This window comes from Alloalcanivorax marinus (assembly GCF_016785095.1).
Lineage (GTDB): Bacteria > Pseudomonadota > Gammaproteobacteria > Pseudomonadales > Alcanivoracaceae > Alloalcanivorax > Alloalcanivorax marinus_A.
This window is the reverse complement of sequence record NZ_JAEKJB010000008.1, coordinates 665694-690301: the sequence shown is the minus strand read 5'-3', so window position 1 is coordinate 690301 and position 24608 is coordinate 665694. Positions and strand designations below refer to the sequence as shown.

At 66.5% G+C, this 24608-nt stretch carries 26 protein-coding genes; 16 read left to right on the top strand and 10 right to left on the bottom strand.

Features of this window, described 5'->3' with window-relative positions; translation table 11 throughout:
• Positions 1–130 precede the first annotated feature (130 nt).
• Positions 131–526: a c-type cytochrome gene (locus JF515_RS10255; RefSeq protein ID WP_338015199.1), complete on the top strand. Its 396-nt coding sequence runs from the start codon at positions 131–133 to the stop codon at positions 524–526.
• 2 nt (positions 527–528) lie between these two features.
• On the top strand, positions 529–879 hold the full coding sequence (locus JF515_RS10250; protein WP_203103851.1) for a c-type cytochrome: 351 nt from the start codon (positions 529–531) through the stop codon (positions 877–879).
• A 37-nt stretch (positions 880–916) separates the two neighbouring features.
• Here JF515_RS10250 and rep read toward each other — a convergent pair whose 3' ends face one another.
• On the bottom strand, positions 917–2938 hold the full coding sequence (rep, locus tag JF515_RS10245) for a DNA helicase Rep (protein ID WP_203103849.1): 2022 nt from the start codon (positions 2936–2938) through the stop codon (positions 917–919).
• 85 nt (positions 2939–3023) lie between these two features.
• On the opposite strand from rep, the gene JF515_RS10240 reads away from it, so the two are divergent.
• Entirely contained in the window at positions 3024–3716 is a 693-nt protein-coding gene (locus JF515_RS10240) for a pseudouridine synthase (protein ID WP_203103847.1), read from the top strand.
• Between the two features lie 9 nt (positions 3717–3725).
• Here the strand turns inward: JF515_RS10240 and JF515_RS10235 are convergent, their stop codons facing one another.
• Genes JF515_RS10235 through JF515_RS10225 form a run of 3 tightly spaced genes read right to left on the bottom strand, consistent with a single transcriptional unit; the run spans position 3726 to position 5837 of the window.
• Positions 3726–4247 (bottom strand): DUF1415 domain-containing protein, encoded by a 522-nt coding sequence (locus JF515_RS10235; RefSeq protein WP_338015209.1) that lies wholly within the window; start codon positions 4245–4247, stop codon positions 3726–3728.
• Positions 4248–4252: 5 nt separating this feature from the next.
• Positions 4253–4732 (bottom strand): MOSC domain-containing protein, encoded by a 480-nt coding sequence (locus JF515_RS10230; RefSeq protein WP_203103843.1) that lies wholly within the window; start codon positions 4730–4732, stop codon positions 4253–4255.
• A 43-nt stretch (positions 4733–4775) separates the two neighbouring features.
• The gene (locus JF515_RS10225; RefSeq protein ID WP_203103841.1) at positions 4776–5837 is read right to left on the bottom strand and encodes a fatty acid desaturase family protein; all 1062 of its coding nucleotides are present in this window, start codon (positions 5835–5837) and stop codon (positions 4776–4778) included.
• Between the two features lie 129 nt (positions 5838–5966).
• On the opposite strand from JF515_RS10225, the gene JF515_RS10220 reads away from it, so the two are divergent.
• The 3 genes from JF515_RS10220 to JF515_RS10210 all read left to right on the top strand — a co-directional run bounded on the left by JF515_RS10220 (position 5967) and on the right by JF515_RS10210 (position 8795).
• Positions 5967–6995, top strand: a complete 1029-nt coding sequence (locus JF515_RS10220; protein WP_203103839.1) for an AraC family transcriptional regulator — start codon at positions 5967–5969, stop codon at positions 6993–6995.
• Positions 6996–7095: 100 nt separating this feature from the next.
• On the top strand, positions 7096–7854 hold the full coding sequence (locus JF515_RS10215; protein WP_203103837.1) for an SDR family NAD(P)-dependent oxidoreductase: 759 nt from the start codon (positions 7096–7098) through the stop codon (positions 7852–7854).
• 53 nt (positions 7855–7907) lie between these two features.
• Entirely contained in the window at positions 7908–8795 is an 888-nt protein-coding gene (locus JF515_RS10210) for a DMT family transporter (protein WP_203103835.1), read from the top strand.
• Here JF515_RS10210 and JF515_RS10205 read toward each other — a convergent pair.
• Positions 8767–10254 carry a YifB family Mg chelatase-like AAA ATPase gene (locus JF515_RS10205; protein WP_203103833.1) on the bottom strand — a complete coding sequence of 496 codons (1488 nt, stop codon included), beginning with the start codon at positions 10252–10254 and terminating at the stop codon, positions 8767–8769. The two genes, JF515_RS10210 and JF515_RS10205, sit on opposite strands and share 29 nt — an antisense overlap.
• 188 nt (positions 10255–10442) lie before the next feature.
• Here JF515_RS10205 and JF515_RS10200 point away from each other — a divergent pair, with 188 nt between their 5' ends.
• Positions 10443–11342: an alkyl sulfatase dimerization domain-containing protein gene (locus tag JF515_RS10200; RefSeq protein WP_338015198.1), complete on the top strand. Its 900-nt coding sequence runs from the start codon at positions 10443–10445 to the stop codon at positions 11340–11342.
• 108 nt (positions 11343–11450) lie between these two features.
• Positions 11451–14420, top strand: a complete 2970-nt coding sequence (locus JF515_RS10195; protein ID WP_203103829.1) for an autotransporter outer membrane beta-barrel domain-containing protein — start codon at positions 11451–11453, stop codon at positions 14418–14420.
• Between the two features lie 24 nt (positions 14421–14444).
• Here the strand turns inward: JF515_RS10195 and JF515_RS10190 are convergent, their stop codons facing one another.
• Positions 14445–14696, bottom strand: coding sequence for an accessory factor UbiK family protein (locus JF515_RS10190; RefSeq protein WP_203103827.1), 252 nt, complete (start codon positions 14694–14696; stop codon positions 14445–14447).
• A 322-nt stretch (positions 14697–15018) separates the two neighbouring features.
• Here JF515_RS10190 and glnK point away from each other — a divergent pair, with 322 nt between their 5' ends.
• The 5 genes from glnK to JF515_RS10165 all read left to right on the top strand — a co-directional run bounded on the left by glnK (position 15019) and on the right by JF515_RS10165 (position 18922).
• A complete protein-coding gene (gene glnK / locus JF515_RS10185; protein ID WP_067612559.1) occupies positions 15019–15357 on the top strand; it encodes a P-II family nitrogen regulator in 339 nt (112 codons plus the stop codon).
• Positions 15358–15430: 73 nt separating this feature from the next.
• Positions 15431–16690, top strand: a complete 1260-nt coding sequence (locus JF515_RS10180; RefSeq protein WP_203103825.1) for an ammonium transporter — start codon at positions 15431–15433, stop codon at positions 16688–16690.
• A gap of 280 nt (positions 16691–16970) precedes the next feature.
• The gene (locus JF515_RS10175; RefSeq protein WP_203103823.1) at positions 16971–17612 is read left to right on the top strand and encodes a paraquat-inducible protein A; all 642 of its coding nucleotides are present in this window, start codon (positions 16971–16973) and stop codon (positions 17610–17612) included.
• Positions 17596–18102, top strand: a complete 507-nt coding sequence (locus tag JF515_RS10170; RefSeq protein WP_203103821.1) for a paraquat-inducible protein A — start codon at positions 17596–17598, stop codon at positions 18100–18102. Before JF515_RS10175 ends, JF515_RS10170 begins: the two co-directional genes overlap by 17 nt.
• Positions 18080–18922: an intermembrane transport protein PqiB gene (locus JF515_RS10165; RefSeq protein ID WP_203103819.1), complete on the top strand. Its 843-nt coding sequence runs from the start codon at positions 18080–18082 to the stop codon at positions 18920–18922. Before JF515_RS10170 ends, JF515_RS10165 begins: the two co-directional genes overlap by 23 nt.
• Positions 18923–18926: 4 nt before the next feature.
• Here JF515_RS10165 and JF515_RS10160 read toward each other — a convergent pair whose 3' ends face one another.
• Together JF515_RS10160 and JF515_RS10155 are read right to left on the bottom strand one after the other, a co-directional pair.
• Positions 18927–19679, bottom strand: coding sequence for an SDR family oxidoreductase (locus JF515_RS10160; RefSeq protein WP_203103817.1), 753 nt, complete (start codon positions 19677–19679; stop codon positions 18927–18929).
• Between the two features lie 22 nt (positions 19680–19701).
• On the bottom strand, positions 19702–20379 hold the full coding sequence (locus JF515_RS10155; protein ID WP_203103815.1) for a histidine phosphatase family protein: 678 nt from the start codon (positions 20377–20379) through the stop codon (positions 19702–19704).
• An 88-nt stretch (positions 20380–20467) separates the two neighbouring features.
• Here JF515_RS10155 and JF515_RS10150 point away from each other — a divergent pair, with 88 nt between their 5' ends.
• Positions 20468–21382, top strand: coding sequence for a LysR family transcriptional regulator (locus JF515_RS10150; protein WP_203103813.1), 915 nt, complete (start codon positions 20468–20470; stop codon positions 21380–21382).
• 207 nt (positions 21383–21589) lie between these two features.
• Here JF515_RS10150 and JF515_RS10145 read toward each other — a convergent pair whose 3' ends face one another.
• Positions 21590–22132, bottom strand: a complete 543-nt coding sequence (locus tag JF515_RS10145; RefSeq protein WP_203103811.1) for a winged helix-turn-helix transcriptional regulator — start codon at positions 22130–22132, stop codon at positions 21590–21592.
• 100 nt (positions 22133–22232) lie between these two features.
• On the opposite strand from JF515_RS10145, the gene JF515_RS10140 reads away from it, so the two are divergent.
• Together JF515_RS10140 and JF515_RS10135 are read left to right on the top strand one after the other, a co-directional pair.
• Positions 22233–22958: an SDR family oxidoreductase gene (locus tag JF515_RS10140; RefSeq protein ID WP_203103809.1), complete on the top strand. Its 726-nt coding sequence runs from the start codon at positions 22233–22235 to the stop codon at positions 22956–22958.
• A gap of 23 nt (positions 22959–22981) precedes the next feature.
• Positions 22982–23578, top strand: coding sequence for a 2-hydroxychromene-2-carboxylate isomerase (locus tag JF515_RS10135; protein WP_203103807.1), 597 nt, complete (start codon positions 22982–22984; stop codon positions 23576–23578).
• A gap of 78 nt (positions 23579–23656) precedes the next feature.
• Here the strand turns inward: JF515_RS10135 and speE are convergent, their stop codons facing one another.
• Complete coding sequence (gene speE / locus JF515_RS10130; RefSeq protein ID WP_203103805.1) at positions 23657–24523, bottom strand: polyamine aminopropyltransferase; 867 nt, start codon at positions 24521–24523, stop codon at positions 23657–23659.
• Positions 24524–24608 lie beyond the last annotated feature (85 nt).

The following is a 24608-nucleotide window of genomic DNA, read 5'->3' as shown; positions in this document are numbered from 1 at the left end:
TTTCCCCGTGTTTTCTACGGGTATAATCCGGCGGCCCCCGGGGCAAGTCGCAGCTATCAGAGGTGTCATTGTGAAAAAACTGCTGTCAGCCAGCCTGGTTCTCCTGGCCACCCTTTTTGCCGGAACCGCCGTGGCGGCCGAGAATTCCTCCTACCCGCTGGGTCAGCGTTCGATTTTCAGTGACCGCGCCACCGCCGAGCGTCTGGCCCCGGTGGGCAGCGTCTGCGTCGAAGGCGAGGAGTGTGGCGCCCAGGTAGCCGCCGCCGAGGCTGGCTCCGGGGAGCCGCGTTCCGGTGAGCAGGTCTATAACAGCGGCTGTGCCGCCTGCCACGCCAGCGGTGCCGCCGGCGCGCCCAAGCTGGGCGACAGCGCCGCCTGGGCGCCGCGTATCGACAAGGGCATCGATACCCTGGTCAAGCACGCCTACGAAGGCTTCAACGCCATGCCGGCCAAGGGCATGTGCGCCGATTGCTCCGAGGAAGAGATTCACGCGGCGGTGGAATACATCGTCGGTCAGAGCAAGTAACCATGCGCGCCGCCGGCGCCCTGGCGCTGGCCTTGGCGCTGGCCGGCTGCGGCGATCCGGAGTCGGCGCGTGACGTCGGCACGAAGACCGCCGAACCCCGCCCACCTTCAGCCATTTATGGCCGCTACTGCGTTAATTGTCATGGCCGCGGCGTGGCCGGAGCGCCCCGGGTGGGGCCGGCGTTCCGGCCGCTCTGGTCGGACAAAGTCGAGCAAAAGGGTCTGGAATATCTGTTCCGGGTGGCCATCGAGGGCCGGATGGGCATGCCGCCCAGGGGGACCTGCTTCGATTGCAGCGACCAGGAACTGGAAGCCACCGTCATCCATATGCTCAAGAGGAGCGGCGCCCGGTAGCGGCTAAAGCCGCTCCCACGGCAATACGGCGCGGTGCTCAGTCAAGCAGAGCCTTCAGGTTGGCGATGCTGTTTTCCGCCACCCGGTCCTCCACTTCCTCGTCCTTTTCCACCCCTTCCCCGATACGCATCAGGTCGTCCAGGGGCAGTTCGTCCAGAAAACGGCTGGCGATGGTGTCCACCTTCTCGCCGTACTGCTTGCGGGTCAGCGCCTGGGTCAGCGCCAGGCTTTCCCGGGCCCGGGTGATGCCCACGTACATCAGGCGGCGCTCCTCGACGATATTGTCGTCCTCGATGCTGGCCCGGTGCGGCAGCAGTTCTTCCTCCACGCCCATCATGTAAACATGGGGAAACTCCAGCCCCTTGGAGGCGTGCAGCGTCATCAGCTGCACCCGGTCGGAGTCGTCTTCCTCTTCCTGCTGCTCAAGCATATCCATCAGTACCAGCTTGCCGATCACCGCTTCCAGGTCCGAGGCGCCGTCGTCCTCTTCTTCCTGTTTTTCCAGCATGCGCTGGATATTGCGCACCAGTTGCCAGACGTTCTCCATGCGCTTCTCGCCGATGCGCGGGCTGGAGGCGTTCTGCATCACCCAGCCCTCGTAGTCCATCTCGGTGATCAGTTCGTGGATTGCCTGCAGGCTGTTGTGGCCGAAACAGGCGCGGCGCTTCTCATCCAGCCACTGCTTGATGCCGCGCAGCTTCTCCGCCGCCTTGCCGGGCATCACTTCGCCCAGGGCGAAGTCATCGCAGACGTGGTACAGGCCCTGGTCCCGTTTCGCCGCCCAGCCGGCCAGCTTTTCCAGGGTGGCGGGGCCGATCTCCCGGCGCGGGGTGTTGATCACGCGCAGGAAGGCGTTGTCATCGTCCGGGTTGACCAGCAGCCGCAAGTAACACATCAGGTCCTTGATCTCGCCCCGGGCGAAGAAGCTGGTGCCGCCGGACACCTTGTAGGGAATCTGCAGGGATTGCAGCTTCATCTCCAGAATTCGCGATTGGAAATTGCCCCGGTAGAGCACCGCGAAATCCTTCCAGCGCAGGTTGCCCTGCAGGCGCCGGTGGAAGATGTCGCCGGCGATCCAGTCGGTCTCGGCGTCCTCGTCGCGCAGCGCCGCCACGCGGATCGCCTCGCCGTAGCCGTGGTCGGACCAAAGGCTCTTCTCGAACACATGGGGGTTGTTGGCGATCACCGTGTTGGCGGCTTTGAGAATGCGACCGGTGGACCGGTAGTTCTGCTCCAGCTTGACCACCCGCAGCGCAGGCCAGTCATCCTGCAGGCGGGCCAGGTTTTCCGGGCGGGCGCCACGCCAGGCATAGATCGACTGGTCGTCGTCACCGACCACGGTGAAGCGGCCCTCCGGCTGGGTAAGCATGCGCACCAACTCGTACTGGGCGCCGTTGGTGTCCTGGTATTCGTCCACCAGCAGGTACTGGATACGGTGACGCCATTTGTCGAGGATGCGCGGCTGCTCCCGGAACAGGTGCGCCGGCAGCAGGATCAGGTCGTCGAAGTCCACCGCGTTGCAGGCCCGCAGCATGCGGCTGTAACCCTCGTAGGCCATGGCGGCGCGCAGCTCGGCGGCGTCCTCGGCGCGGCTGATCGCTTCCTGGGGCAGGATCAGCTCGTTCTTCCAGTCGGAGATGCGCTTTTGCACCGCGTCCACGGCGTTCAGGTCCTGCTCGGATTCGCCCTGGCGCAGGATCTCCTTGAGGATTTCCTTGCTGTCGGTCTGGTCGAGGATCGAGAAGCCCCGGCGCAGGCCGCTGGCGGCCAGTTCCTGCTTGAGGATACGCAGCCCCAGGTTGTGAAAGGTGGAGACGATCAGGCCCCGGGTCTGGCCCCGGTCCACCAGGCTCTGCACCCGCTCCTTCATTTCCCGGGCCGCCTTGTTGGTGAAGGTGACGGCGGCGATGCGCCGCGCCGGCACGCCCTTCTCCTGGATCAGCCAGGCGATCTTGCGGGTGATCACGCTGGTCTTGCCCGAGCCCGCCCCGGCGAGCACCAGCAGGGGGCCATCGGTGTACAACACGGCTTCCTGTTGACGGGGGTTCAGCGTCGACATAGAGCTCCGGCGATCAGGGTCGGGAAAACGCGTATCATACCAGCGAATAGCCACCCCGTAGCAGGGATCATTCGACGAGGAGCCGATGCGGCTGGATCGCTTTCTGGCGCTGCACACCGACCTGGGCCGGCGCGGCGCCCGCCATGCCCTGGCCCAGGGCCGGGTGACCCTGGACGGGCGCACCGTCACCGACGGTCACTGCCCGGTGGACGATTTCAGCCCGGTGGCGCTGGACGGCGGCAGCCTGCGCCGGCGTCGACCGCGCTATCTGATGCTCCACAAACCCGCCGGCTGCGTCAGCGCCACCCGCGACCCGGTGCATCCCACGGTACTGGATCTGATCGACGAACCGGAGGCCGACAAGGCGGAGCTGCATCTCGCCGGGCGCCTGGATTTCAATTCCACCGGGTTGCTGCTGCTCACCAATGACGGCCTTTGGTCACGGCGCCTTACCGAGCCCGGCGCGGGTCATGACAAGGTCTACCATGTGCGTACCGAGGACCCCATCGGCGCCGATTACGCGGCGGTGTTCCGGCGCGGCCTGTATTTTCGCTACGAGAATCGCGTCACCCTGCCCGCCGGGCTGGAGATCCTTGGCGAGCGCGAGGCCCGGGTGACCCTGCGCGAAGGCCGTTATCATCACATCAAGCGGCTGTTCGGGCATTTCGATAATCGGGTGGTGGCGCTGCACCGTGAACGTATCGGCGCCATCGTGCTTGACCCGGCCCTGGCGCCGGGACACTACCGGCCGTTGACCGAAGCGGAGATCGCCGGCTAGCGGCGCGCCCTACCAGTGAGCGAACAGGGCGCGCAGATGGCGGGCGCCGATCCGGTTGAGGGTATCGATGTTGCGCTCGGGGATCGCGTCGGCGTCCGGGTAGGCGGCCAGGGCCCGTTCCAGGCTGTCCTCGCGGAGCAGGTGCAGAATCGGGTAGGGCGCGCGGTTGCTGAAATTCTCCGCGTCTTCCGGGGCGGTGCCGGCGAACTGATAGTGCGGGTGAAAGCTGGCCACCTGATAGACCCCGCCGCCGCCATGCTCCGCCATCAGTGCATCCACCGGGTCAAGCAGGTCGTTGTAGTCGAGGAAGTCCGCCAGGGCCAGCGGCGTCACCAGTAGCGTGGTTTCCACCGCCGGATGGTCGTCGAGATGAAGAAGTTCCCGGTGCAGGTCGGCGAGCACCGTTTCCCCATCCCGGGCCGTGCTGACCACCAGCCGCACCCGGCCCTGGTCATAGGGGCGCCGTGCGAAGGGGCACAGTTTCAGGCCCAGCACCGCGCCTTCCAGCCAGGCGCGGGTGCGCCGTTCCACGGTGTTCAAACGTTGTGCTCCGGCGTGACGGTGGCCTCGATGGTGTCGCCCTCGCGCAGCACGCCGGAGTCGAGGATTTCCGCGCGCAGGCCGCCCCGGCCCATCAGGGCGCGAATCACCTCGCTGGGGCTCAGGCCCGGGCGGGCCAGCAGCCGGCCCACCACGGCGCAGGGCTCGCACAGCTCGATGCCGCGCATGCGCACGCCGCCGACGCTGAATTCCCGTCCTTCCAGGGCGTTCAGATCAATGCCCTCGGTGATCAGATTGCGGCGCAGGCTGCCCGGCTCCACCTCCAGACCGTACTCCTGGTTGAATGCCGTCACCCGTTCACTTTCGATCAGGGTGATCTGTTCCGCCGGCGGGGTGTCGCGGCGGTAGCGCCGGTCGCCGACGATGCCACGGCCGGCGTCCACTTTCACCGCCGGCTGACGGCTGACCGGGCCGCGCTTCTCGGCGGCGATGTAGAGGGCTTGAACGGTGGCCATGCCGGCTTCCCCTGGCTGTGCGACGAAGACGGCCAATGGTACGTCAGCGCAGCTCGCTTTGCAGCGCCATCACGTCCACGGTGCGTTCGCGCCGCAGCGGATCGATCAGGGTGTGGGCATCGCGGTACACCCGGGGCGTGCGGTAGAGCATCACCAGCGCCCGCCAGTGGCTGGGGCACACGTAACGGTCGGGCATTTCCCGTTGCAGCCAGGTACGCACCCGGGGGGCCTGGTCGGAGCCCAGTTTCGGGAACAGGTGGTGTTCCACATGGTGGCTGAAGTGGAAGTGCAGCGGGTCCAGCCAGCGCCACTGGCGCACGCTCATGGAATTGTCCACCGGGTGATTGTTGTCCAGCTGCGGGCGCAGCATGTGGTTGGTGAGGATGTAACCCTGTCCCAGGGCATTGGCCACCATCAGTGGAATCAGCACGGTGAACGGCGCCAGCGGGCCGGACACCACCGCCAGCAGCAACCAGGCGGCCGCGCAGGCCAGCGATTGACGGATCGCGCGGGCACGATCGAAGCCCCGGAACTCCTGGCGCCGCCGGGTTTGCATCCACAGCACCAGCTGGGCGTGGAAGACGAACGAATAGAACAGGAAGAAGTAGCTGTACCAGGTGCCCGAGCCCGGCGCCAGACGGGTGAAGTTGGCCAGCTTGGGGTGCTTGCGGTAGCGGTGCTCGGTGCCGAACGAATCCGGGTCCTGGTCACCCAGGTTGGTGTGGGCATGGTGGGCCACGTTGTGCCAGCGTCGCCAGAATTCCGGTGGTACCAGCAGCGGGCCGAAACCGACCCAGCCGAGCAGGTTCTGGGTACGCCGGCTCAGTCCCAGGGCACCGTGCAGCACCTCGTGGGCGAGCAACGCCTGGCAACCCAGGGTGTGGCCCACCAGCAAGGCGGTCAGCAGGTTGCCCCACCAGGGCAGATCCAGGGTCAGAATGGCGGCCAGACCGACCACCACCAGGGCGCTCATCGGCAGGAACCACAACGCGCGCCGGGGGCGCGGACGGAACGCCTCCGGGCCCAGATCGCGCTTCACCGCGTCGCGGATGGCACGGGCATCGTCGGCGCCGAACTGGCGCTGGTAGCCGGAGGAAGAAGTCATCGGGGGATCTCCGTGATCATGACAGGGCGCCGCCATTTTCGTTGGCCGGCGGCGCCGGAACGAAGAGCCGGGGCGGACACTGTCCTGTCATTTTCGGACAAAGCCGAGAACGGTTGTATTCTTGGCGTCATGAATACCGATGGCACGGACCTCAATGACCTGGCCGGTGATCGCACGCCGATCCCGGTCAACTATGTGCGCAACCTGCTGGAGCTGATCCAGGAGTTCGGGCTGGACACCGAACGGCTGCTGGCCGAGGTGGGGCTCAGCGAGGACGCCGTTTACGGCGCCGAGCCGGCGCTGCGCTTCGACCAGTTCCGCCGCGTCATGGAGGGCGCCCGGGCACTCAGCGGCGATCCGGCCATCGGTCTGGCCCTGGGCCAGCAACTCACCGTCACCGCCCACGGCCTGCTCGGCTACGCGGCGATCAGCAGTGCCGATCTGGGCGAGGCCCTGGAATTGCTGGAGCGCTATTTCCGCACCCGCACCCGGTTGTGCTTACCGCGCCTGCGGGCGCATCCGCGCTGGGTGCGTTTCTGCCTGGCGGAACCCTACGACCTGGGAGACATCCGCGAACCCTACCTGGAAGTGGTCACCGCCGCTCTCGTGGGCGGCCTGCGCTACCTGCTTGGTGAGCGCTTCCGTGACGCCACCCTGGAGCTGCCCTATCCGGCGCCGCCCCACGCGGAGCGCTACACCGAGGTGCTCGGCATGCCCGTGACCTTCGGCAAGCCGGTGGCGGCGCTGCGTTTTCCGGCCCGCCTGATGAGCGAGCGCTTCACCCTGGCCGACCCCACCTCCCGGCGCATGGCGGCGCAGAAATGCGAGGAGGAGTTGCAGCGCCTGGAAGCGGACCAGGACTGGGCCTCGCGGGTACGCTCCCGGCTGATGCAGGCCGAGGGCATGTTGCCCAGCCTGGAACAGCTCGCCGCCAGCTTCCATCTCACCTCGCGCACCCTGCGCCGGCACCTCGCCGCCCTGGGCGTAAGTTACCGCAACCTGCTCGAGGAGGTACGCATGGCCCGGGCAGTGCGTTACCTGCGCGCCAACCAGCCGGTGCAGAAGGTGGCCGACCTGCTCGGCTACGCCGACCCCAGCAATTTCACCCGCGCCTTCCGCCGCTGGACCGGCCACCCGCCCAGCTACTACCGCGACTGAGCCGCCGTCCGGCGCAGCGATCCCCGTCGTTTTCCGTTACAGTAAAGTCTTTTGACCGAATCGTTGTGCCGCCGCTCCGGCGACGGCTGAGGAGAGAATCATGAGTGACCGCTGTTTCGACATTTCCGGCAAGCGCATCCTGATCACCGGTGCCTCCAGTGGTTTTGGCGCCCATTTCGCCCGGGAACTGGCGGAGCGCGGCGCCGATCTGGTGCTCGCCGCCCGGCGCGTGGAGAAGCTCCAGGAAACCGCCGAGGCGGTCCGCGCCCAGGGCCGTGACGCGGTGGTGGTGCCCATGGATGTTTCCGATCATGCCAGCGTGGAGAAGGCCTTCACGGAAATGCCGGCCCTGGACGTGGTGATCAACAACGCCGGCATCACCCGTGAAGGTGGTCTGGATACCCTGGAAGAAGAGGACTGGAACGCGGTTATCGACACCAACCTCAACGGCGTCTGGGCGGTGAGCAAATTCGCCATCCAGCAATGGCGCCGCGACGGCCGTCCCGGCAATATCATCAATATTGCCTCCATTCTCGGCCTGCGGGTGGGAGCCCTGCTGTCGCCGTACACCGCCTCCAAGGCCGCCGTGGTGCAGCTCACCAAGTCCATCGCGCTGGACTACGCGCGCCACGATATCCGTTGCAACGCGATCTGCCCTGGCTACGTGGAAACCGACATCAACCGGGACTTTTTCCAAGGGCCCCACGGTGAGAAGCTGATCAAGCGCATTCCCTACCGGCGTCTGGGACGCATCGACGAACTCATGGGGCCGCTGTTGCTGCTGGCGTCCGACGCCTCCTCCTACATGAGCGGCGCCGCCATCCCGGTGGATGGCGCCCATCTCTGCAACAGCCTCTGAGCGTTCCGTAATCACTGGCGGGGCCGGTTGGCGCCCGTCTCGAGGAGTTCGTTTTGGCCTACCTGTTTCCGCTGGCCGCGGTGATGCTTTGGTCGGGCAACAACGTGGTCAACAAGCTGGTCGCCGGGGTGCTGTACCCGGCGGAGATCGGTTTCTATCGCTGGCTGCTGGCCGGCGCCCTGCTCACCCCGGTGATGCTGCGACCGCTATGGCGCCAGCGCCACGCCATCCGGCCGTGGCTGTGGCACAACGTGGTGCTTGGTATTCTCGGCATGGTCGCCTACCAGACCCTGGCCTACTACGCCGGCATTTCCACCAGTGCCACGAACATGGGCATCATTCTCTCGTTGATGCCGCTGCTGGCGCTGCTGTTGTCAGCGCTACTGCTCGGCCAGCCGCTCACCCTGGGCGCGGTCACCGGGGCGCTGATCTCCCTGGCCGGGGTGATCGTGGTGGTGTCCTCCGGCGACCCGGCCGCCCTGATTCACCAGGGCGTCAACATGGGCGATCTGTTGATGTTGTTGGCGACACTGTCCTACGCGGTCTACGGCGTGTTGCTGAAGCGCTGGCGGCCGGACCTGCCGGCGCTCACCCTGCTTTACCTACAGGTGCTGGTGGGCATCGTGGTGCTGCTGCCACTGATGTTGCTGTCGCCGCGTCAGGGGCTGAGCACCGAGGCGCTGCCGCTGATCGCCTACGCTGGCGTGGCCGCCTCCATCGCCGCGCCCTGGTTGTGGATGAATGGCATCACCCGGCTCGATCCCAGTCGTGTCAGCCTGTTCTTCAATCTGGTGCCGTTATTCACCGCCGCCATCGCCGCCGTGGTGCTGCGCGAGCAGCTTACCTGGGCGCATCTGTTCGGCGGTCTGCTGACCCTGGCCGGGGTGATGCTGGCGGAACTGTGGCGGCGCTTCAGTCCGGCTCGCTCTCCCGATAGCTGAGTGCCTCGCGCAGGTGGGCGCGCTCCACCTCGTCGCTGGCGGCCAGGTCGGCGATGGTGCGCGCCACCCGCAGGCTTCGGTGCAGGGCCCGCGCGGAGAGATCAAGGCGCTCCATGACGCCGCGCAGCCAGGCGCGGTGGGCGCGCAGCCCCTGGTTCAGGGCGTCCGACGGCAGGTCCCGGTTAAGGCAACCCTGGCGGTTCCATTGTCGCTCCCGGGCGATCGTCACCCTGGCTCTTACCGTGGCGCTGGGTTCGCCGTCACCGTCGGCGAGCAGGGTGGCCGCGTCCACCGGCGGCACCGTCAGGTGCAGGTCGATGCGATCCAGCAGCGGGCCGGACAGCCGCTGCCGATAACGGCGCGCCTTGTCGCAGCGGTAGCCGCAACCTTTGTTCGGGTCGTCCAGATAGCCGCAGGGGCACGGGTTCATGGCCGCCACCAGTTGGAAGCGGGCCGGGAAGCGCAGTTGCTCGGCGGTGCGCGCGATGTGCACCTCGCCGGTTTCCAGGGGCTCGCGCAGTACCTCCAGAACCTGGCGGCCAAACTCCGGCAGCTCATCCAGGAACAGTACGCCGTGGTGGGCCAGGGAAATTTCCCCGGGCCGGGGCCGGCCGCCGCCGCCCACCAGCGCGGTGGCGGAGATGGTGTGGTGCGGGCTGCGGTAGGGCCGGGTCAGGAACGCCGACGCCGGCCTCGCGGTGCGCAGGGAATGCACCGCCGCCACTTCCAGTGCCTCTTCCCGAGCCAGCGGCGGCAGCAGCCCCGGCAGGCGTGCGGCCAGCAGGCTCTTGCCGGCCCCGGGCGGGCCGCACAGCAACAGTGAGTGGCCCCCGCCGGCGGCGATCTCCAGCACCCGCTTGCCGGCGGGCTGACCCCGTACATCACTCAGGCAGGGCAGGGCGGTTGGTGGCGAGGCCGGCACCGCCGGTGCCGGGTGCGGGTCCAGGCGTTCAGCGCCGCGCAGATGGGCGCACAACGCCGCCAGGCTGGCCGGCGCCAGGGTGTGGGCACCGGCCAGGGCGGCTTCGTCGGCGTTGTCCGGCGGCACCACCAGGGTGTGGCCGGCGCGGGCACAGGCCAGGGCCGCCGGCAGCAGGGCCGGCACCGGGTTGAGCCGGCCGCTGAGGGCCAGCTCGCCGACGAATTCCAGCCCGCCGGTGTCCACCCGCCCCAGCTGGCCGCTGGCCAGCAGGATGCCGAGGGCGATGGGCAGGTCGAAGCGTCCGCCGTCCTTGGGCAGATCCGCCGGGGCCAGGTTCACGGTGATGCGCCGCTGGGGGAAATCAAAGCCGGCGTTGACCAGGGCCGAGCGCACCCGGTCGCGGCTCTCCCGCACCGCCGTGTCCGGCAGGCCGACGATGGTGAAGCCGGGCAGGCCCGGGGCCAGATGGGTTTCCACGCGCACCGGCACGGCGTCGACGCCTCGGGCGGCGCGGCTGTTGAGGCTGGTGATGTTCATGGGCCCAGCTTAACGCGGCGGGCCGGTGTGGCCTGTGCGAGATGCGCCCGTCGTGGTGTAGGTGTTTTGCCCGTTGGCGGTTAAAGGCGGCCCACGCTGCGTTCGATCAGGGCCAGCGCCTTCTCCGCCGCCGGCGCCGAAACGCACCTCGCCCAGGTCCTGCTGGCGGATACGGCGACCGCAGCGATGTGCTGTTCGCCCAGCACCACTGGCCTACCTGGGGCGGCGACAACATCCGCGAATTTCTCGCCGACCAGCGCGATATGTACGCCTTCCTCAACGACGAAACCCTGCGCCTGCTCAACCACGGGCTGACGCCGCTGGACATCGCCGATCGTCTGAAACGCCTGCCGGAGCCCCTGGCCAGCCGCTGGTACGCCCGCGATTACTACGGCTCGGTGAGCCACAACGTGCGCGCGGTCTACCAGCGCTTCATGGGCTTTTACGACGCCAACCCGGCTCACCTGAACCCGTTGCCGCCGGTGGACAGCGCCCGCCGCACGGTGGCCTGGATGGGTGGCGCCGCCGCGGTGCTGGAAAAAGCGCGGGTGGAGTTCGAGCGCGGTGAGTACCGCTGGGTGGCCGAGGTGGTCAACAAGGTGGTGTTCGCCGAACCGGACAACCGGGACGCCCGCGAACTGCAGGCCGACGCTCTGGAACAGCTGGGTTATCAGTGTGAAAACACCACTTGGCGCAATGCCTACCTGACCGGCGCCCAGGAGCTGCGCCTGGGCGTGCGCCGGGTGGGCGGCGGCCAGGCCCCGGATCTGGTGCGCTCGATGACGCCGGATTTGTTTTTCTCGTTCCTGGCGGTGCGTCTGAATGGCGAGCGCGCGGCGGGCGAGGAACTGGTGCTGAACTGGACCTTCCCGGACCTGGACGCGCCGGAGCAGCACCGCTTCGCCCTGACCTTGCGCAACGGCGTGCTCACCCATCTTGCCGGCCGCCACCACCCGCACCCCCGGGTGTCGGCAACCATGAACAAAACCGACCTGGACCGGGTGGCCATGGGGCGCCTGTTCGCCCTGCTCGACGAATTCGCCCCGGGTTTCGACATCGTCACGCCTTCCGCTACGAGTATGGACTGATACCGTCGACACGCCTCCCCGGTAATAATGCACAAAAATGGTGTGAGCCAGGTTGCAAAACCAATATGCCGGTTGGCGCATTTTTGTTGTGGGTTATAGGGGATAACAATGACATCTTTCCAGGCTTGCTACCGTCTAACGGGAGCCGGTGGCGCTCTTGTTCTGTGTTGGGGGCTGGCCGCGGCCGGCCCGGCGCTGGCGGCGCCGGTGGACTATCTGATCGACGACGGCGAGGTGGTCGAACTGCCCGGCGACCGCCCCGATCCTTGGGATACCGGAGGCCATTTGTTCGTTGGCTTCGACGGCGCCGGCGAACTGACCGTGGCCGATGGGGCCGAGGTCAACGCCGGCTTCACCATTCTCGGCAACCTTGATGACTCGGCGGGCACCCTTACGGTGATCGGCGCGCAAACCCGGTTCAACAGCGCCAACGGCATGGTGTTCGGCGCGCTCGGCAGCGCCGATGTGCGGTTCGCCAACGGCGCCACCATCTCCTCCAACGGCTCCACCCTGGCCCAGGAAGAGAGCGGCGAGGCGGTGATGAGGGTGGAAGGCGCGGACACCGATTGGAACGTGGCCGCGACCCTGACCGTGGGTCAGCGCGGCCAGGCTGACCTGACTATCCAGAATGCGGATGTGCACTCCGACAGCTATCTGGTGCTGGGCCGCTACACCACCGGCAAAGGCACGGTGCACCTGGACGGCGGCCAACTGAGCAATGCCTTCTATGCCGCCGTGGGCCAGGCCGGTGAGGGCGTGGTCACCATGAGCAACGGTGCTCGCGTGCACACCGCCCAGGGCCTGCTCGGTTGGGAAAGCACCGCTCGTGGCGAGCTCCACATGACCGGCGCCGACACCCTCTGGTCCGGCCAAGGCTATCTGTTCGTGGGCTACCAGGGCGAGGGTCTGGCCACCGTGGCCGACGGCGCCACCGTGCGTATTGCCCCGGCGGGGGAGACACCGTCCCTGGTGATTATCGGCGGCCATCAGGATGCCCGCGGGCGTGTCTACCTGGGCGGCGAGACCACCGCCACCGGCGCCGGCTTTCTGGACGTGCAGGAAGTGCGTTTCTCCGGCGGTGACGGCGCCCTGGTGTTCAACCACACCGACCAGGGCTATGAGTTCCTCCCGGTGTTCAACGGCAATGGCCTGATCGAACACCGGGCTGGCGACACCGTCCTCAATGGCCAGTCCACCGGCTTCAGCGGCACCGCCAGGCTCACCGGCGGCACCCTGACGCTGGCCGCCGACCAGGCCTTGGGCAGCGGCACCCTGGAATTGGACGGCGGCACCCTCGCCACCCGAGGCACCGTGACCCTGGGCAATGCCCTGCGCCAACTCGCCGACACCACGCTGTGGGCCGGTGCGGGCACCGCTACCTTTACCGGCGCCCTGGACCTGGGTGACCACCTGCTCACCGTGGACGGTGACGGTGATACCGTCTTCTCGGGCGATATCAGCGCCGGCGCCGGTGCCCTGGAGAAAGTGGGCGGCGGCCGCCTGTCCCTGCTCGGCGATGCCAGCGCCTACGCCGGTCTGCATGAAGTGCGCGCTGGCGTGCTGGCGGTGGACGGCGCGCTCGGTGGCGAATTGACCGTGTTCAGCGGTGGGCGCCTGCAGGGCAATGGCCAGGTGGGCAGCACCGAAGTGCGCGCCGGCGGTATCCTGGCACCGGGCAATTCCATCGGCGCCCTGACGGTGGACGGGGATCTGACCCTGACGGACGGCGCCGCCTTCGAGGTGGAGGTGGACCCGGCCGGTAGCGCCGCCGATCACCTGCACGTTACCGGCCAGGCGACCCTGGCCGGCTCCGTAGTGCACATCGGCGAAGCCGGTGAATATCGGCCGATCAGCCGCTACCGCATTCTTACCGCCGACGGTGGGCTGGTGGACGGCTTCGACCAGGTGGCCTCGGACTTCCTGTTCCTGGACGCGGCGCTGCTCTATGACGCCAATAACGTGGACCTGGAACTGCGCCGTAACGACCTGAACTTCGCCGCCGTCGCCGAAACCGACAACCAGCGGGCGGTGGCCGCCGGGGTGCAGAGCCTGGGCGCCGGCAACGTGCTGCACGATACGGTGGCGCTGCAGACCGGCTCGCCGGCGGCGTTGGCCGCCGCCTACGACAGCCTCAGCGGTGAGGTGCACGCCAGTGCCGCCGGGGCGCTGCTGGAAGACAGCCGGCTGCTGCGGGACGCGGCCCTGGAGCGCTTCGGCGACGACGACCGGCTGGCCGCCGGCACCACTTTGGCGCGGGGCCAGGGCGTCACTGCCTGGCTGCGAGCCTACGGCAACGTGGGGCAGACCGATGGCGAGCCCGGCACCGCGGATCGTGACCGCGACACCCAGGGTGCTCTGCTGGGCGTGGATCGGGTGTTCACTGGCGGCGGCCGTGCCGGCGTTCTGCTCGGCGCCGGCCGTACCGATCTGAACCTGGCGGACCAGCGCGGCAGCGCCGACATCGACAGCGTCCACGCCGGCCTGTTCGGCGAGTACCGCCACGGCCCGGGTGCCCTGCGTGGCGGCCTGTTCTACAGCCATCACCGCATCGACACCCGTCGTCGGGCGGTCATGGGCGGGCTCAATGAATCCCTGGCCAGCGACCGGGACGCGGATACCTGGCAGGCGTTCGTGGAGGCGGCGCACCGCTTCGGGACCACTCGCAGCGTGGAACCGTTCGTGCGGCTGGCGCAGGTGCGCACGGTATTGCACGGTGGCGACGAGCACGGCGGCGACGCTGCCCTGCACGGCGCCCGGGAAACCCTGGACACCACCTTCAGCACCCTGGGGGCGCGGCTCTCCACCACCCTGGCCGGTGAGCCCACCACTCGCCTGTACGGCAGCCTGGGCTGGCAACATGCGTTGGGGGACACCACGCCGGAGGCGTCACTGCGTTTTGCCGGCGGTGGAGCCTTTACCGTTGAAGGGGCGCCACTGGCCCGCGATACCCTGGTGATGGAAGCCGGCTTCAGCTGGCTGCTGGCCCCGCGTGCCACCCTGACTCTCGGCTACCTGGGCGAGACCGGCGACGGCCGGGCCGACCATGGCGGCCAGGCCCGCTTCGGCTGGTCGTTCTGATCGCTTACCCGATGCCTTCCTGGCTCAGGGCTGATCGGCGGCGCTTTCCAGCGCCGCCACCTGCTTCTCCAGCGCTTCCAGGCGGGCGCGGGTGCGCTCCAGCACTTGGCGCTGCACCTCGAATTCCTCGCGGCTGACCAGATCCAGGCGGGTCACGGTCTCGCCCAGCACGGCACGCACGCTGTGTTCCACATCCTGGCGCAGACGGCCCAGGTCGGCGGGCAGATGGCGGCTGATGTCGGCCATCAGGCGGTCGATAAAGGCTTGGCTTTGCATGGCCGGAAGCTCCACTATTTGCGGGTCGGGCGAAAAGGAGTCCGATGGTAGCATGGCGGCCGGGATGCGGAGCACCGCATCGGCGTGCACTGTTTTGGGGTGTGCTCCAAAGCGGTGCACCATAAAGCCGCTACCGACCCGGCAGGATGCCAGGATCCAGGTTCCAACCCTCTGAAAATGCGTGACTTTTTAAAACTGGCATGGGTCGTGCAGAAAACGGGCTAGAGCGTTCGATCATGTGGACGGATCGGGAACCAAAGCGGGGCCTGAAACCCGGCGGACGCGTCAACGGACGCAGCATAAGCGTTTGAAGGAGATAGAAATGAAACTGGTTACAGCCATCATTAAGCCGTTCAAATTGGACGACGTGCGTGAAGCACTGTCCGAGATCGGCGTCCAGGGCATCACCGTTACCGAGGTGAAGGGCTTCGGGCGTCAAAAAGGCCACACCGAACTGTACCGCGGCGCGGAATATGTAGTGGATTTCCTGCCCAAGGTGAAAATCGAAGTGGCGATCGCGGAAGCCAGCCTGGATCAGGTGATCGAGGCGATCACCAAGGCGGCCAATACCGGGAAGATTGGCGACGGCAAGATTTTCGTCACCACCCTGGAACAGGCCATTCGCATCCGCACCGGCGAGACCGGCGAGGACGCGATCTAAGTTTCAAAGCAACGTGTAATACGACCCATGCCAAGGTCCTGAACACGCTTCCAAATTCTCGGAGGGTTGCAACGTGGAAAATCAAATTTTCGAACTTCAGTACGCCATCGACACCTTTTATTTTCTGGTGTGTGGCGCGCTGGTAATGTGGATGGCCGCCGGCTTCGCCATGCTCGAGGCGGGTCTGGTTCGCGCCAAGAACACCACAGAGATTCTTGCCAAGAACGTGGCGTTGTTCGCCATCGCCTGCATCATGTACCTGGTGTGCGGCTACGCCATCATGTACGACGGTGGCATCTTCCTGAATGGCATTGAGTCCTTCGATCTGGCCGGCGTGCTGGCGGATTCCGCCTCCAACGGCTTCGACGGCGATTCCGTGTATTCCGCCGCGTCCGACTTCTTCTTCCAGGTGGTGTTCGTGGCCACCGCCATGTCCATCGTTTCCGGCGCCGTGGCTGAACGCATGAAGCTGTGGGCGTTCCTGGCCTTTGCCGTGGTCATGACCGGTTTCATCTATCCGATGGAAGGTTCCTGGACCTGGAACGGTGCCGACGTGTTTGGCATGTACAACCTGGGTGACCTGGGCTTCTCCGACTTCGCCGGTTCCGGCATCGTGCACATGGCCGGCGCCTCCGCCGCCCTGGCCGGTGTGCTGCTGCTCGGTCCGCGTAAAGGCAAATACGGCCCCAACGGTGAGATCCACGCGATCCCCGGTGCCAACCTGCCGCTGGCGACCCTGGGTACCTTCATCCTGTGGATGGGCTGGTTCGGCTTCAACGGTGGTTCCGTTCTGAAGCTGGGCGACGCCGCCAACGCGCACTCCGTGGCCATGGTGTTCCTGAACACCAACACCGCCGCCGCCGGTGGCGCCGTGGCCGCCCTGATCGTGGGCCGCTTCCTGTTCGGCAAAGCCGACCTGACCATGCTGCTCAACGGTGCCCTGGCTGGTCTGGTGACCATCACCGCCGAGCCTTCCACCCCGACCGCGCTCACCGCCACTCTGTTCGGTGCCCTGGGCGGCGTGCTGGTGGTGTTCAGCATCGTGGCCCTGGACAAGATGAAGATCGACGATCCGGTGGGCGCCATTTCCGTGCACGGTGTCGTGGGTCTGCTGGGCCTGCTGCTGGTGCCGCTCACCAACGACGGTTCCACCTTCACCGGCCAGATCGTTGGCGCTATCACCATCTTCGTCTGGGTGTTCGTGGCCAGCCTGATCGTGTGGGGCATCCTCAAGGCGGTCGTCGGTATCCGTGTCTCCGAAGAGGACGAGTACGAAGGCATGGACCTGGTGGACTGCGGCATGGAGGCTTACCCGGAATTCGTGAAAAGCTGATTCTGTTTCCTTCCTTGGAACAACCTTGGGCGCCTTCGGGCGCCCTTTTTTGTTCATCGCGGATTCTCCACGGGCGGTTGCGCTGGTATTGCCGTAGGAGCGACTTCAGGCTCGATGAAAAGGGCACCGCCGCTGATCGCGACTAAAGTCGCTCCTGCACCACGCTTCCGCGTTCTTCGCGAATATCCGGCGCCGCACCCAGGTGATCTTTTTGCGCTCTTTTACCCCCTGGTTACGTTCCGTGCCTGGAGTGGCCGGAGCGGGCTGCTAGAGTGAGTTCATGTCCGACTCACTCTCCCGGCCCTCCGGCCCGGCGGTGGTATGCCATGATTGCCACCTGCGCCTGGCGCGGCCCGGCGCCGACCGGGGCCATTGGTATTGCCCGCGCTGCGGCGCCCGCCTGGGCTCGCAGCACCGCTTGCGAGCCCAGGCGGTGATCGCGTTGGCGGCCACCGCCCTGGTGCTGTGGCTGCCGGCGATCAGCTTGCCGCTGGTTTACGTGGACCAGTTTGGCGCCGCCGGCTCGGTGACCGTGCTGTCCAGCGCGGCGGCGTTGTTCGGTGATCGGTACGGCCTGGTGGCCGCGGTGGTACTGGGCACTCTGGTGGTGATGCCGGCGGCGCAGATGACCGCGCTGCTGGTGGCCATGGCCCGGCTTCACGCCGGAGGCCGGCCGCGCCGCTGGTTGTGGTGGTACCGCCAGGGGCGGGAGTGGGCGATGCCGGAGATCTTCCTGCTTGGCGCGTTGATCGCCACCACGGAACTGGGTGAAAACACCAGCCTGCGGCTCGGTACCGGCCTGTTCTTCCTGCTGGGCCTGGTGGTGGCGCGCTGGGTGGCGGAAGGGCTGGCGGACCCGGCGGTGCTGGATCGTATTCTTGAACAACGGGACGCGGAGGCCGGTGATGCCGCCCGCCTCTAGACGGCTGGCCGCCTGGGCCCTGCTTGGCGCCGCCGCGGTTTGGCTGGTGCCCGCCAATCTGTTGCCGATCATGACCTTCGAGAGCATTGGCCGCGAGCAGTCCGGCACCATCGCCGATGGCGTGGTGCGGCTGGTGCAGTCGGGCATGCCGGTGCTGGCGTTGGTGGTGTTCACCGCCAGCCTGCTGATCCCGATTCTCAAGATTCTGGTGCTGGCGGTGGTGTACTGGCGCACGCCGGCGCACCCGTCCCCACGGGCGGCGATCCGTGCTTATCGTCTGGTTTACTGGATTGGCCGCTGGTCGATGCTGGACGTGTTCGTGGTGGCGTTGCTCGCCGGGTTGATGCGCTTCGGCAAGCTGGCCACCGCCAGCGCGGAGCCGGGTATTACCGCCTTCGCGCTGGCGGTGGTGCTGACCATGCTGTCCGCGCATGTTTTTTCCACTTCGCAACTCTGGGACCCCGACCATGGAAACGGTGCAAACCCGTAGCAGCCGCTGGCCCTCGCCAATCTGGCTGGTGCCCTTGATCAGTATCGTGCTGGCCGGCTGGCTGCTGTATCAGGAATTCCTCAGCAGCGATCGCCAGGTGGTGATCACCTTCGCCAACGGTGGCGGCCTGAAAACCGGGGTGCCGGTGAAGTATCGGGGCGTGCCGGTGGGTAAGGTGGACGAGATTCGCCTCAGTGACGATCTCAAGCAGGTGGAGGTGCACGCCAGCCTCAACCAGGACGCCAGGGAACTGGCCCGGGAGAACAGCCGCTTCTGGATCGTGGAGCCGGAAATCGGCGTGGCCGGCGCGCGCAACCTGGATACCCTGGTGGAAGGCAAGTACATCGCCGTGAAACCCGGCGACGGTGAGCCGGCCACCCGCTTCAAGGGGTTGTCGGCGCCGCCGGAGCAGCAGCCGGAATCCGGCCTCAAGCTGACCCTGGTGGCGGACACCCTGGGCTCGTTGAAGCAGGGCCGGAAGGTGTTCTACCGGGATCTGCCGGTGGGCACCATCGGCGAAAGCAAGCTGGCCCGGGATGCCCGCCACGTGGAAATCGAAGTGGTGATCAAACCGCGTTACGCCAAGCTGGTGCGCACCAACTCCCGGTTCTGGAACAGTTCCGGGTTGGATGTGGATTTCGGCTTGTTCAGTGGCGCCGACATCCGCGCCAGTTCGCTGGAGAATTTGCTGCGCGGCGGTGTCAGCTTCGCCACCCCCGACGAGGCCGGCCCCCTGGCCGGCGCCGGGCGTCGTTTCGAGTTATACAGGGAAGCCGAGGACGAGTGGCGGGAATGGGCGCCGGTGCTGGGCTGGCAGTAGCCGGTCAGGTCAGCCGGCGCACCATGGACAGAGGCAGAATGCGCATCGCCAACCCCAGGGGCGCCCAGGGCCAGGACGGCACGCAGGCCTTGGCGGGCTCCCTGTCGATGGCCGCCACCAGGGCCTTGCAGCCGGTTTCCGTATCGACCATGAACGGCGCTTTCTCCACTTTCTCGTTGATCTCCGAGCGGATATAGCCGGGATAGATGGTGCTGATTCTGATCGGTTTGCCCAGCATCTCCATGCGCAACCCTTCCGCCAGGCTGGCGACCCCGGCCTTGGTGGCCGCGTAGGTGTTGATGTTCTTGCGCATGCCGCGCATGGCGCTCATCGAGGACATCACCACCAGATGGCCGGCGTTCTGGGCGCGGAAAATCTCCATGGCCGCCTCGCACTGCGCCAGGGCGGCCACGAAATTGGTCTCGGCGGTCTGGCGGTTGGCGTGGAAGGCGCCGGTGCCCAGTGGCTGCCCCTTGCCCAGGCCCGCGTTGACGATGATGCGGTCCAGTTGACCCATTTCTTCCTGGAAGTCATGAAACACCTGGAATACCTGGTCGTAGTCGTTCACGTCCAGTGGCTTGATACGCACGGAGATCGACGGATTGATGCTTTCCAATTCGGCTTTCAAGGCTTCCAGGCGGTCCAGCCGCCGGGCGCACAGCGCCAGGTTACGGCCCTGGGCGGCGAACAGCCGGGCCATGCCGGCGCCCAGGCCGGAGCTGGCACCGGTAATCAGGATGTTGTTGCGGGTGGTCATGGGCGATTCCTTGGCGCGGCGATTACCGATAGGTGAGCAAATCTCCGCTCAGGTGTAAATGCTCATTGAGGGTCGCCAGGCGCAGGCGCCCGGTGTTCACCAGCAGCCGGGTGACACTGGTGTTCACCAAACCCCGATTGAAGGTGATCAACGCCTCTTCGTCCAGTTCCAGCAGGTGCTGGATGGCCACGCTGATGGCGCCGCCGGAAGTGAATACCAGGGCGCTGTCGCCACTTTCCAGGCCGTTGGCCAGGCTGTATAGCGAGGCCAGCACCCGTTCGCGGAACGCCGGCCAGCTTTCCGGGTAGTCGTCCTCGCCGCGCTGCCAGCGTCTCAGGGCTTCCTCGAAGCGGGCCTGGAAGGCGCGGCGGGGTTGCGGCTGTTCGCTCATCCAGCGGGCCAGGAGGGCGCGGTCCTGGGATTCCGGCCAGTGCACCCGCATCAGGCTCTGGTGATCATACTCGTTGAAGCCGGCGTCGGTGTGCCATTCCGTCGGCAGGCCAAGGGCCTGCAAGGCCGCCTCGGCGGTTTCCCGGTGGCGCTGCATGGCGCCGCACAGCACCCGGGGGGCGCCCAGGTTCTGTTCACGCAGATGCCGGCCCAGCACCCGGCTCTGTTCCCAGCCATGGTCGGACAGGGCATCGTAATTCGCGGCGCCGAAGCTGGCCTGGCCGTGACGTATCAGGTAAATGACGGGCATGAGAGCTCCTGCACACTGCTTGACCTCATGCTAGGGAGCGGTTTTGAATAAATCGAATGAATCTTGAAAATAATCGCGGATAAATCGGATGCATGTATCGCGCTTTGACCTGAACCTGTTCGTGGTCTTCGACGCCATCTATACGGAAGGCTCCCTGACCCGGGCGGCGCGGGTGCTCAACCTTACCCAGCCGGCGGTGAGCCATGCGCTTGGCCGGCTGCGAGAGCGGCTCCAGGACCCGCTTTTCGTGCGCCAGGGCGCGCGCATGGTGCCCACCAGCCGGGCCCGCGCCATGGTCACGCCGGTGCGCCACGCGTTGGGCGGCCTGCAGCGCTGCCTCAGCGACGAAGGTGGTTTCGACGTGGCGGAGGCGGAACGCACCTTCGTGCTGGGGTTGCGCGACGGTCTGGAGGGGTGCCTGTTGCCGCCGCTGATCGCCGGGCTGGTGGATGAGGCTCCGGGGGTCAAGCTGCAGTCGATGACGGTGCCTCGCCGGCAACTGGCCACCGAACTGGCCAGTGGTCGTCTGGACCTGGCCGCCGATGTTCTGCTGCCGCTGCCGGAATCCGTTGAGCATCGGCCGGTGGTCAGCGGCCCGCTGGTGGTACTCATGCGCCCTGGTCATCCGCTGGCCGGGCGACTTGATTTGCCGGCTTATCTGGCCGCCCAGCACGTGCTGGTTTCATCGCGGCGGGAAGGTCCGGGGATGGAGGATTTCGGCCTTTCCCGGCTCGGTTATCGCCGCAACATACGGTTACGTTGCCAGCATCACATGGCCGCGCTGGCCACGGTAATGGGGTCAGACCTTTTACTGACGCTTCCCGGCCTGCTGGCGCGGCTGCTGGCGCCGCCGGGCAGCCACCTGGAGCCATTGCCCGCCGACGTTCCGGGCCTTGAATTGCACTTGTACTGGCACCGCGACCAGAGTGCCGATCCCGGGCATTCCTGGTTGCGCCAGCGGGTCATGGCGATGCTCGCCGAGCAGCAGGCGCTGCAAGCCTGACCGTAAATATACGTACCGCTCTTCACGTCCCCGTCACGCCTTCGCCGTATTGCGTGGCCCGCCCCTCCGGCGCAGGATCAAAGTGTGATATGTGTCACATTTTGGTTGTGCAAAAAATGAGTAAGAGATCCCGGGGGGGACCCAAAATGAGCCTTTTCAAGGAATTGGCGTTGGTGGATTGGAATACGGTGGGACGTCGCGTCGTGCTTATTCTGATTCTTGGCGTGGTGGCTTGCGCTCTGGCGGTGATGGTGGGCGGTTAGCGCCTCCGCCGGTTTCCGGCGCGGGCAATAGGGTGTCCGTGAACGCCGGGTTCTGACGCACGCGAACGTCGCGGGGGGCGACCGGTTCGCCGCATGCGCCGCAGGTCAGCCTGGCTTCCAGGCGGTGTCCGCACGTCCGGTGCTCATGGAGCAGCGGTGCGCCGCGTTCGTCCGCCAGATAGCGATCACCCCACTGTACCAGGTGCACGATGACCGGGTGTAGCGCCCGCCCCATGTCGGTAAGCCGGTATTCCTCGCGACGGGGACGCTCTTGATAGGCGGCCTTTTCCAGCACGCCCTGGTGGACCAGCTTGCGCAGCCGATCGCTGAGCACATGGCGGGTCACGCCCAGGCGTTCCTGAAAATGGTCGAAACGGCGCACCCCCAGAAAGCAATCGCGTAGCACCATCAGTGTCCAGCGGTCGCCGATTACGGCCAGGGCGCGGGCCAGGGAGCAGGGTTCTTGGTCCAGGTCTTGCCAGCGCACGTGGCCTCCAGCCTCGAATAGGGGTGCCCAGTTTAGCGAATTGACAGGTTCTGAAAAAGAACCCACTATCCGGTGCCAAAACAACCGTGAGGACAACACCATGAGCCAGGCCGCCATGCTGGTGATCGGTGCCGGTGATGCCACCGGTGGCGCCATTGCCCGCCGCTTTGCCCGGGAGGGCTACACCGCCTGTGTCACCCGTCGCCGCGAGGCGGCGCTGAGGCCGTTGGTGGAGCGGATCGAGAGCGACGGCGGGCGCGCCCGGGCCTTCGGGTGCGATGCCCGGGACGAGCAGGCGATGGTAACCCTGTTCGATACCGTGGAAGAGGAGGTGGGGCCCCTGGAGGCGGTGGTGTTCAATATTGGCGCCAACGTGAATTTTCCCATCCGCGATACCACCGCCCGGGTCTACCGCAAGGTTTGGGAGATGGCCGCCTTCGCCGGCTTTCTGGCCGGTCGGGAGGCGGCCCGGGTGATGGTGCCCCGGCAAAAGGGAACGCTGATTTTCACCGGGGCCACCGCTTCCCTGCGCGGCGGCGCCGGTTTCAGCGCCTTCGCCGGCGCCAAGTTCGCGTTGCGGGCGCTGGCCCAGAGCCTGGCCCGGGAGCTGGGGCCGGAAGGCATTCATGTGGCCCATCCGGTGATCGACGGCGCCATCGACACCGCTTTTATCCGCGACAACTTTCCCGACCGCTACGCCCTCAAGGACCGCGACGGCATCCTTGATCCGGAACACATCGCCGACCAGTACTGGATGCTGCATTGCCAGCCCCGGGACGCCTGGACCCATGAGCTGGATCTGCGGCCCTGGATGGAAACCTTCTGACCCCGCCGATACGAGGCCCGATCATGACCGAGACCCTGGAATTCTTCTTCGACGTGGGCAGCCCCGCCTCCTACCTGGCCTGGACGCAACTGCCGGCGCTCGCCGAGCGCACCGGCGCCGTGATCCGCTACCGGCCGATGCTGCTGGGCGGTGTTTTCAAGGCCACGGGCAACGCGTCGCCGGCGGCGGTACCGGCCAAGGGCCGTTATACACACCATGACATGCAGCGCTTCGCGCGCCGCTACGGCGTCACCCTGACCATGAATCCGCACTTTCCGGTCAATACGCTGATGAGCATGCGGCTGGCCACGGCGGCGCTCGACACGGAACACCGGGACGGCATGCTGAGCGCCCTGTTCGAGGGGATGTGGCGCCGCGAGCGGGATCTGGCCGACCCGGCGGCACTGGCGGCGACCCTGGCCGAGGCCGGCCTGGACGCGGAGTACTGGGCGGCCCGGGCCCAGGACGTCGAGGTGAAGGAGGCGCTTAAGGCCACCACCGAGGAGGCGGTGACGCGCGGCGTGTTCGGCGCGCCCACCTTCTTCGTGGAGGAGGAAATGTATTTCGGCCAGGACCGGCTGGATTTCGTCGAAGCGCATCTGAACGGCGAGCCGGTGTGAGCCGCTCCTACCGTGGGTTTTGGCACGAACGCCACCGGAACGCGGCGGGAGCGGCTTCAGCCGCGATATCTTTCCACCTCAGTCGAGATCCGACAGGGCATCCTGCATGAACGGTGGTAGAACCAGCGCCGCCTTGTGGATGTCGGCGCTGTAATACTTGGTGGCGAAGCCCTTGCCGGTGGCGTCGCTCTGGCGGAACCCGCCCACGTCATGGTTCTTGCCCGCCAGGGTGCAGCTCCACCAGCCGCTGGGGTAGACCGGTTGCGGGAACGGCAGGGTGCGGGTGTGGCTGAAGCCGGCCTCGCGCATGTTGGCGTGCAGGTCGCGGATGATGGTGTCGCTGTGCAGCAGCGGTGATTCGGATTGCTGCACCAGCACGCCGCCCTCGGCCAGGGCACGATGGCAGTGCTGGAAGAACTCCGCCTTGAACAGCCCCTCCGCCGGGCCCACCGGGTCGGTGGAATCGACGATGATCACGTCGAAGCGGCCTTCCTCGCACTCCTGCATGAACTTGACGCCGTCCTCGAAGCGCAGCTCGGCGCGCGGGTCGTCATTGGACTCGCACAGCTCCGGGAAATATTTCTCGGAGAAGCGGGTCACCTGTTCGTCGATGTCGATCTGGATCGCCTTGGCCACGCCGTCGTGGCGCAATACCTCGCGCAGGGTGCCGCAATCACCGCCACCGATGATCAGCACGCTGGTGGCGCCGGCGTGGCTGAACAGGGCCGGGTGAGCCATCATCTCGTGGTAGAGAAAGTTGTCCCGGGTGGTGAGCATGGTGGCCCCGTCGATGGTCATCAGGTAGCCGAAGGTCTCGGTGTCCCACATCTCGATGTGCTGGTAGGGCGTCTTCGCCTCTTCGAGCTTGCGCTTGAGACGCAGGCCGAAGGCGGTGCCGGCGGAGTCGAAATGCTCGATGAACCAGTTGTCGTCTTGGGTAGCCATAACGGGAATCCACAGCGTGAAGGGAAACAGGGTCGGCATTGTACGGTGGCATGGATGATTTGCCACCGTGCGTGCAGGCATAATG

Coding starts and splice junctions, on each gene's coding strand:
- JF515_RS10195 (WP_203103829.1), top strand. CDS start 11,451: ATGACATCTTTCCAGGCTTGCTACCGTCTAACGGGAGCCGGTGGCGCT.
- JF515_RS10170 (WP_203103821.1), top strand. CDS start 17,596: ATGCCGCCCGCCTCTAGACGGCTGGCCGCCTGGGCCCTGCTTGGCGCC.
- JF515_RS10230 (WP_203103843.1), bottom strand. CDS start 4,732: ATGGCCACCGTTCAAGCCCTCTACATCGCCGCCGAGAAGCGCGGCCCG.
- JF515_RS10135 (WP_203103807.1), top strand. CDS start 22,982: ATGACCGAGACCCTGGAATTCTTCTTCGACGTGGGCAGCCCCGCCTCC.
- JF515_RS10240 (WP_203103847.1), top strand. CDS start 3,024: ATGCGGCTGGATCGCTTTCTGGCGCTGCACACCGACCTGGGCCGGCGC.
- JF515_RS10220 (WP_203103839.1), top strand. CDS start 5,967: ATGAATACCGATGGCACGGACCTCAATGACCTGGCCGGTGATCGCACG.
- speE (WP_203103805.1), bottom strand. CDS start 24,523: ATGGCTACCCAAGACGACAACTGGTTCATCGAGCATTTCGACTCCGCC.
- JF515_RS10175 (WP_203103823.1), top strand. CDS start 16,971: ATGTCCGACTCACTCTCCCGGCCCTCCGGCCCGGCGGTGGTATGCCAT.
- JF515_RS10190 (WP_203103827.1), bottom strand. CDS start 14,696: ATGCAAAGCCAAGCCTTTATCGACCGCCTGATGGCCGACATCAGCCGC.
- JF515_RS10160 (WP_203103817.1), bottom strand. CDS start 19,679: ATGACCACCCGCAACAACATCCTGATTACCGGTGCCAGCTCCGGCCTG.
- JF515_RS10215 (WP_203103837.1), top strand. CDS start 7,096: ATGAGTGACCGCTGTTTCGACATTTCCGGCAAGCGCATCCTGATCACC.
- JF515_RS10205 (WP_203103833.1), bottom strand. CDS start 10,254: ATGAACATCACCAGCCTCAACAGCCGCGCCGCCCGAGGCGTCGACGCC.
- JF515_RS10225 (WP_203103841.1), bottom strand. CDS start 5,837: ATGACTTCTTCCTCCGGCTACCAGCGCCAGTTCGGCGCCGACGATGCC.
- JF515_RS10155 (WP_203103815.1), bottom strand. CDS start 20,379: ATGCCCGTCATTTACCTGATACGTCACGGCCAGGCCAGCTTCGGCGCC.
- rep (WP_203103849.1), bottom strand. CDS start 2,938: ATGTCGACGCTGAACCCCCGTCAACAGGAAGCCGTGTTGTACACCGAT.
- JF515_RS10150 (WP_203103813.1), top strand. CDS start 20,468: ATGCATGTATCGCGCTTTGACCTGAACCTGTTCGTGGTCTTCGACGCC.
- JF515_RS10250 (WP_203103851.1), top strand. CDS start 529: ATGCGCGCCGCCGGCGCCCTGGCGCTGGCCTTGGCGCTGGCCGGCTGC.
- glnK (WP_067612559.1), top strand. CDS start 15,019: ATGAAACTGGTTACAGCCATCATTAAGCCGTTCAAATTGGACGACGTG.
- JF515_RS10140 (WP_203103809.1), top strand. CDS start 22,233: ATGAGCCAGGCCGCCATGCTGGTGATCGGTGCCGGTGATGCCACCGGT.
- JF515_RS10165 (WP_203103819.1), top strand. CDS start 18,080: ATGGAAACGGTGCAAACCCGTAGCAGCCGCTGGCCCTCGCCAATCTGG.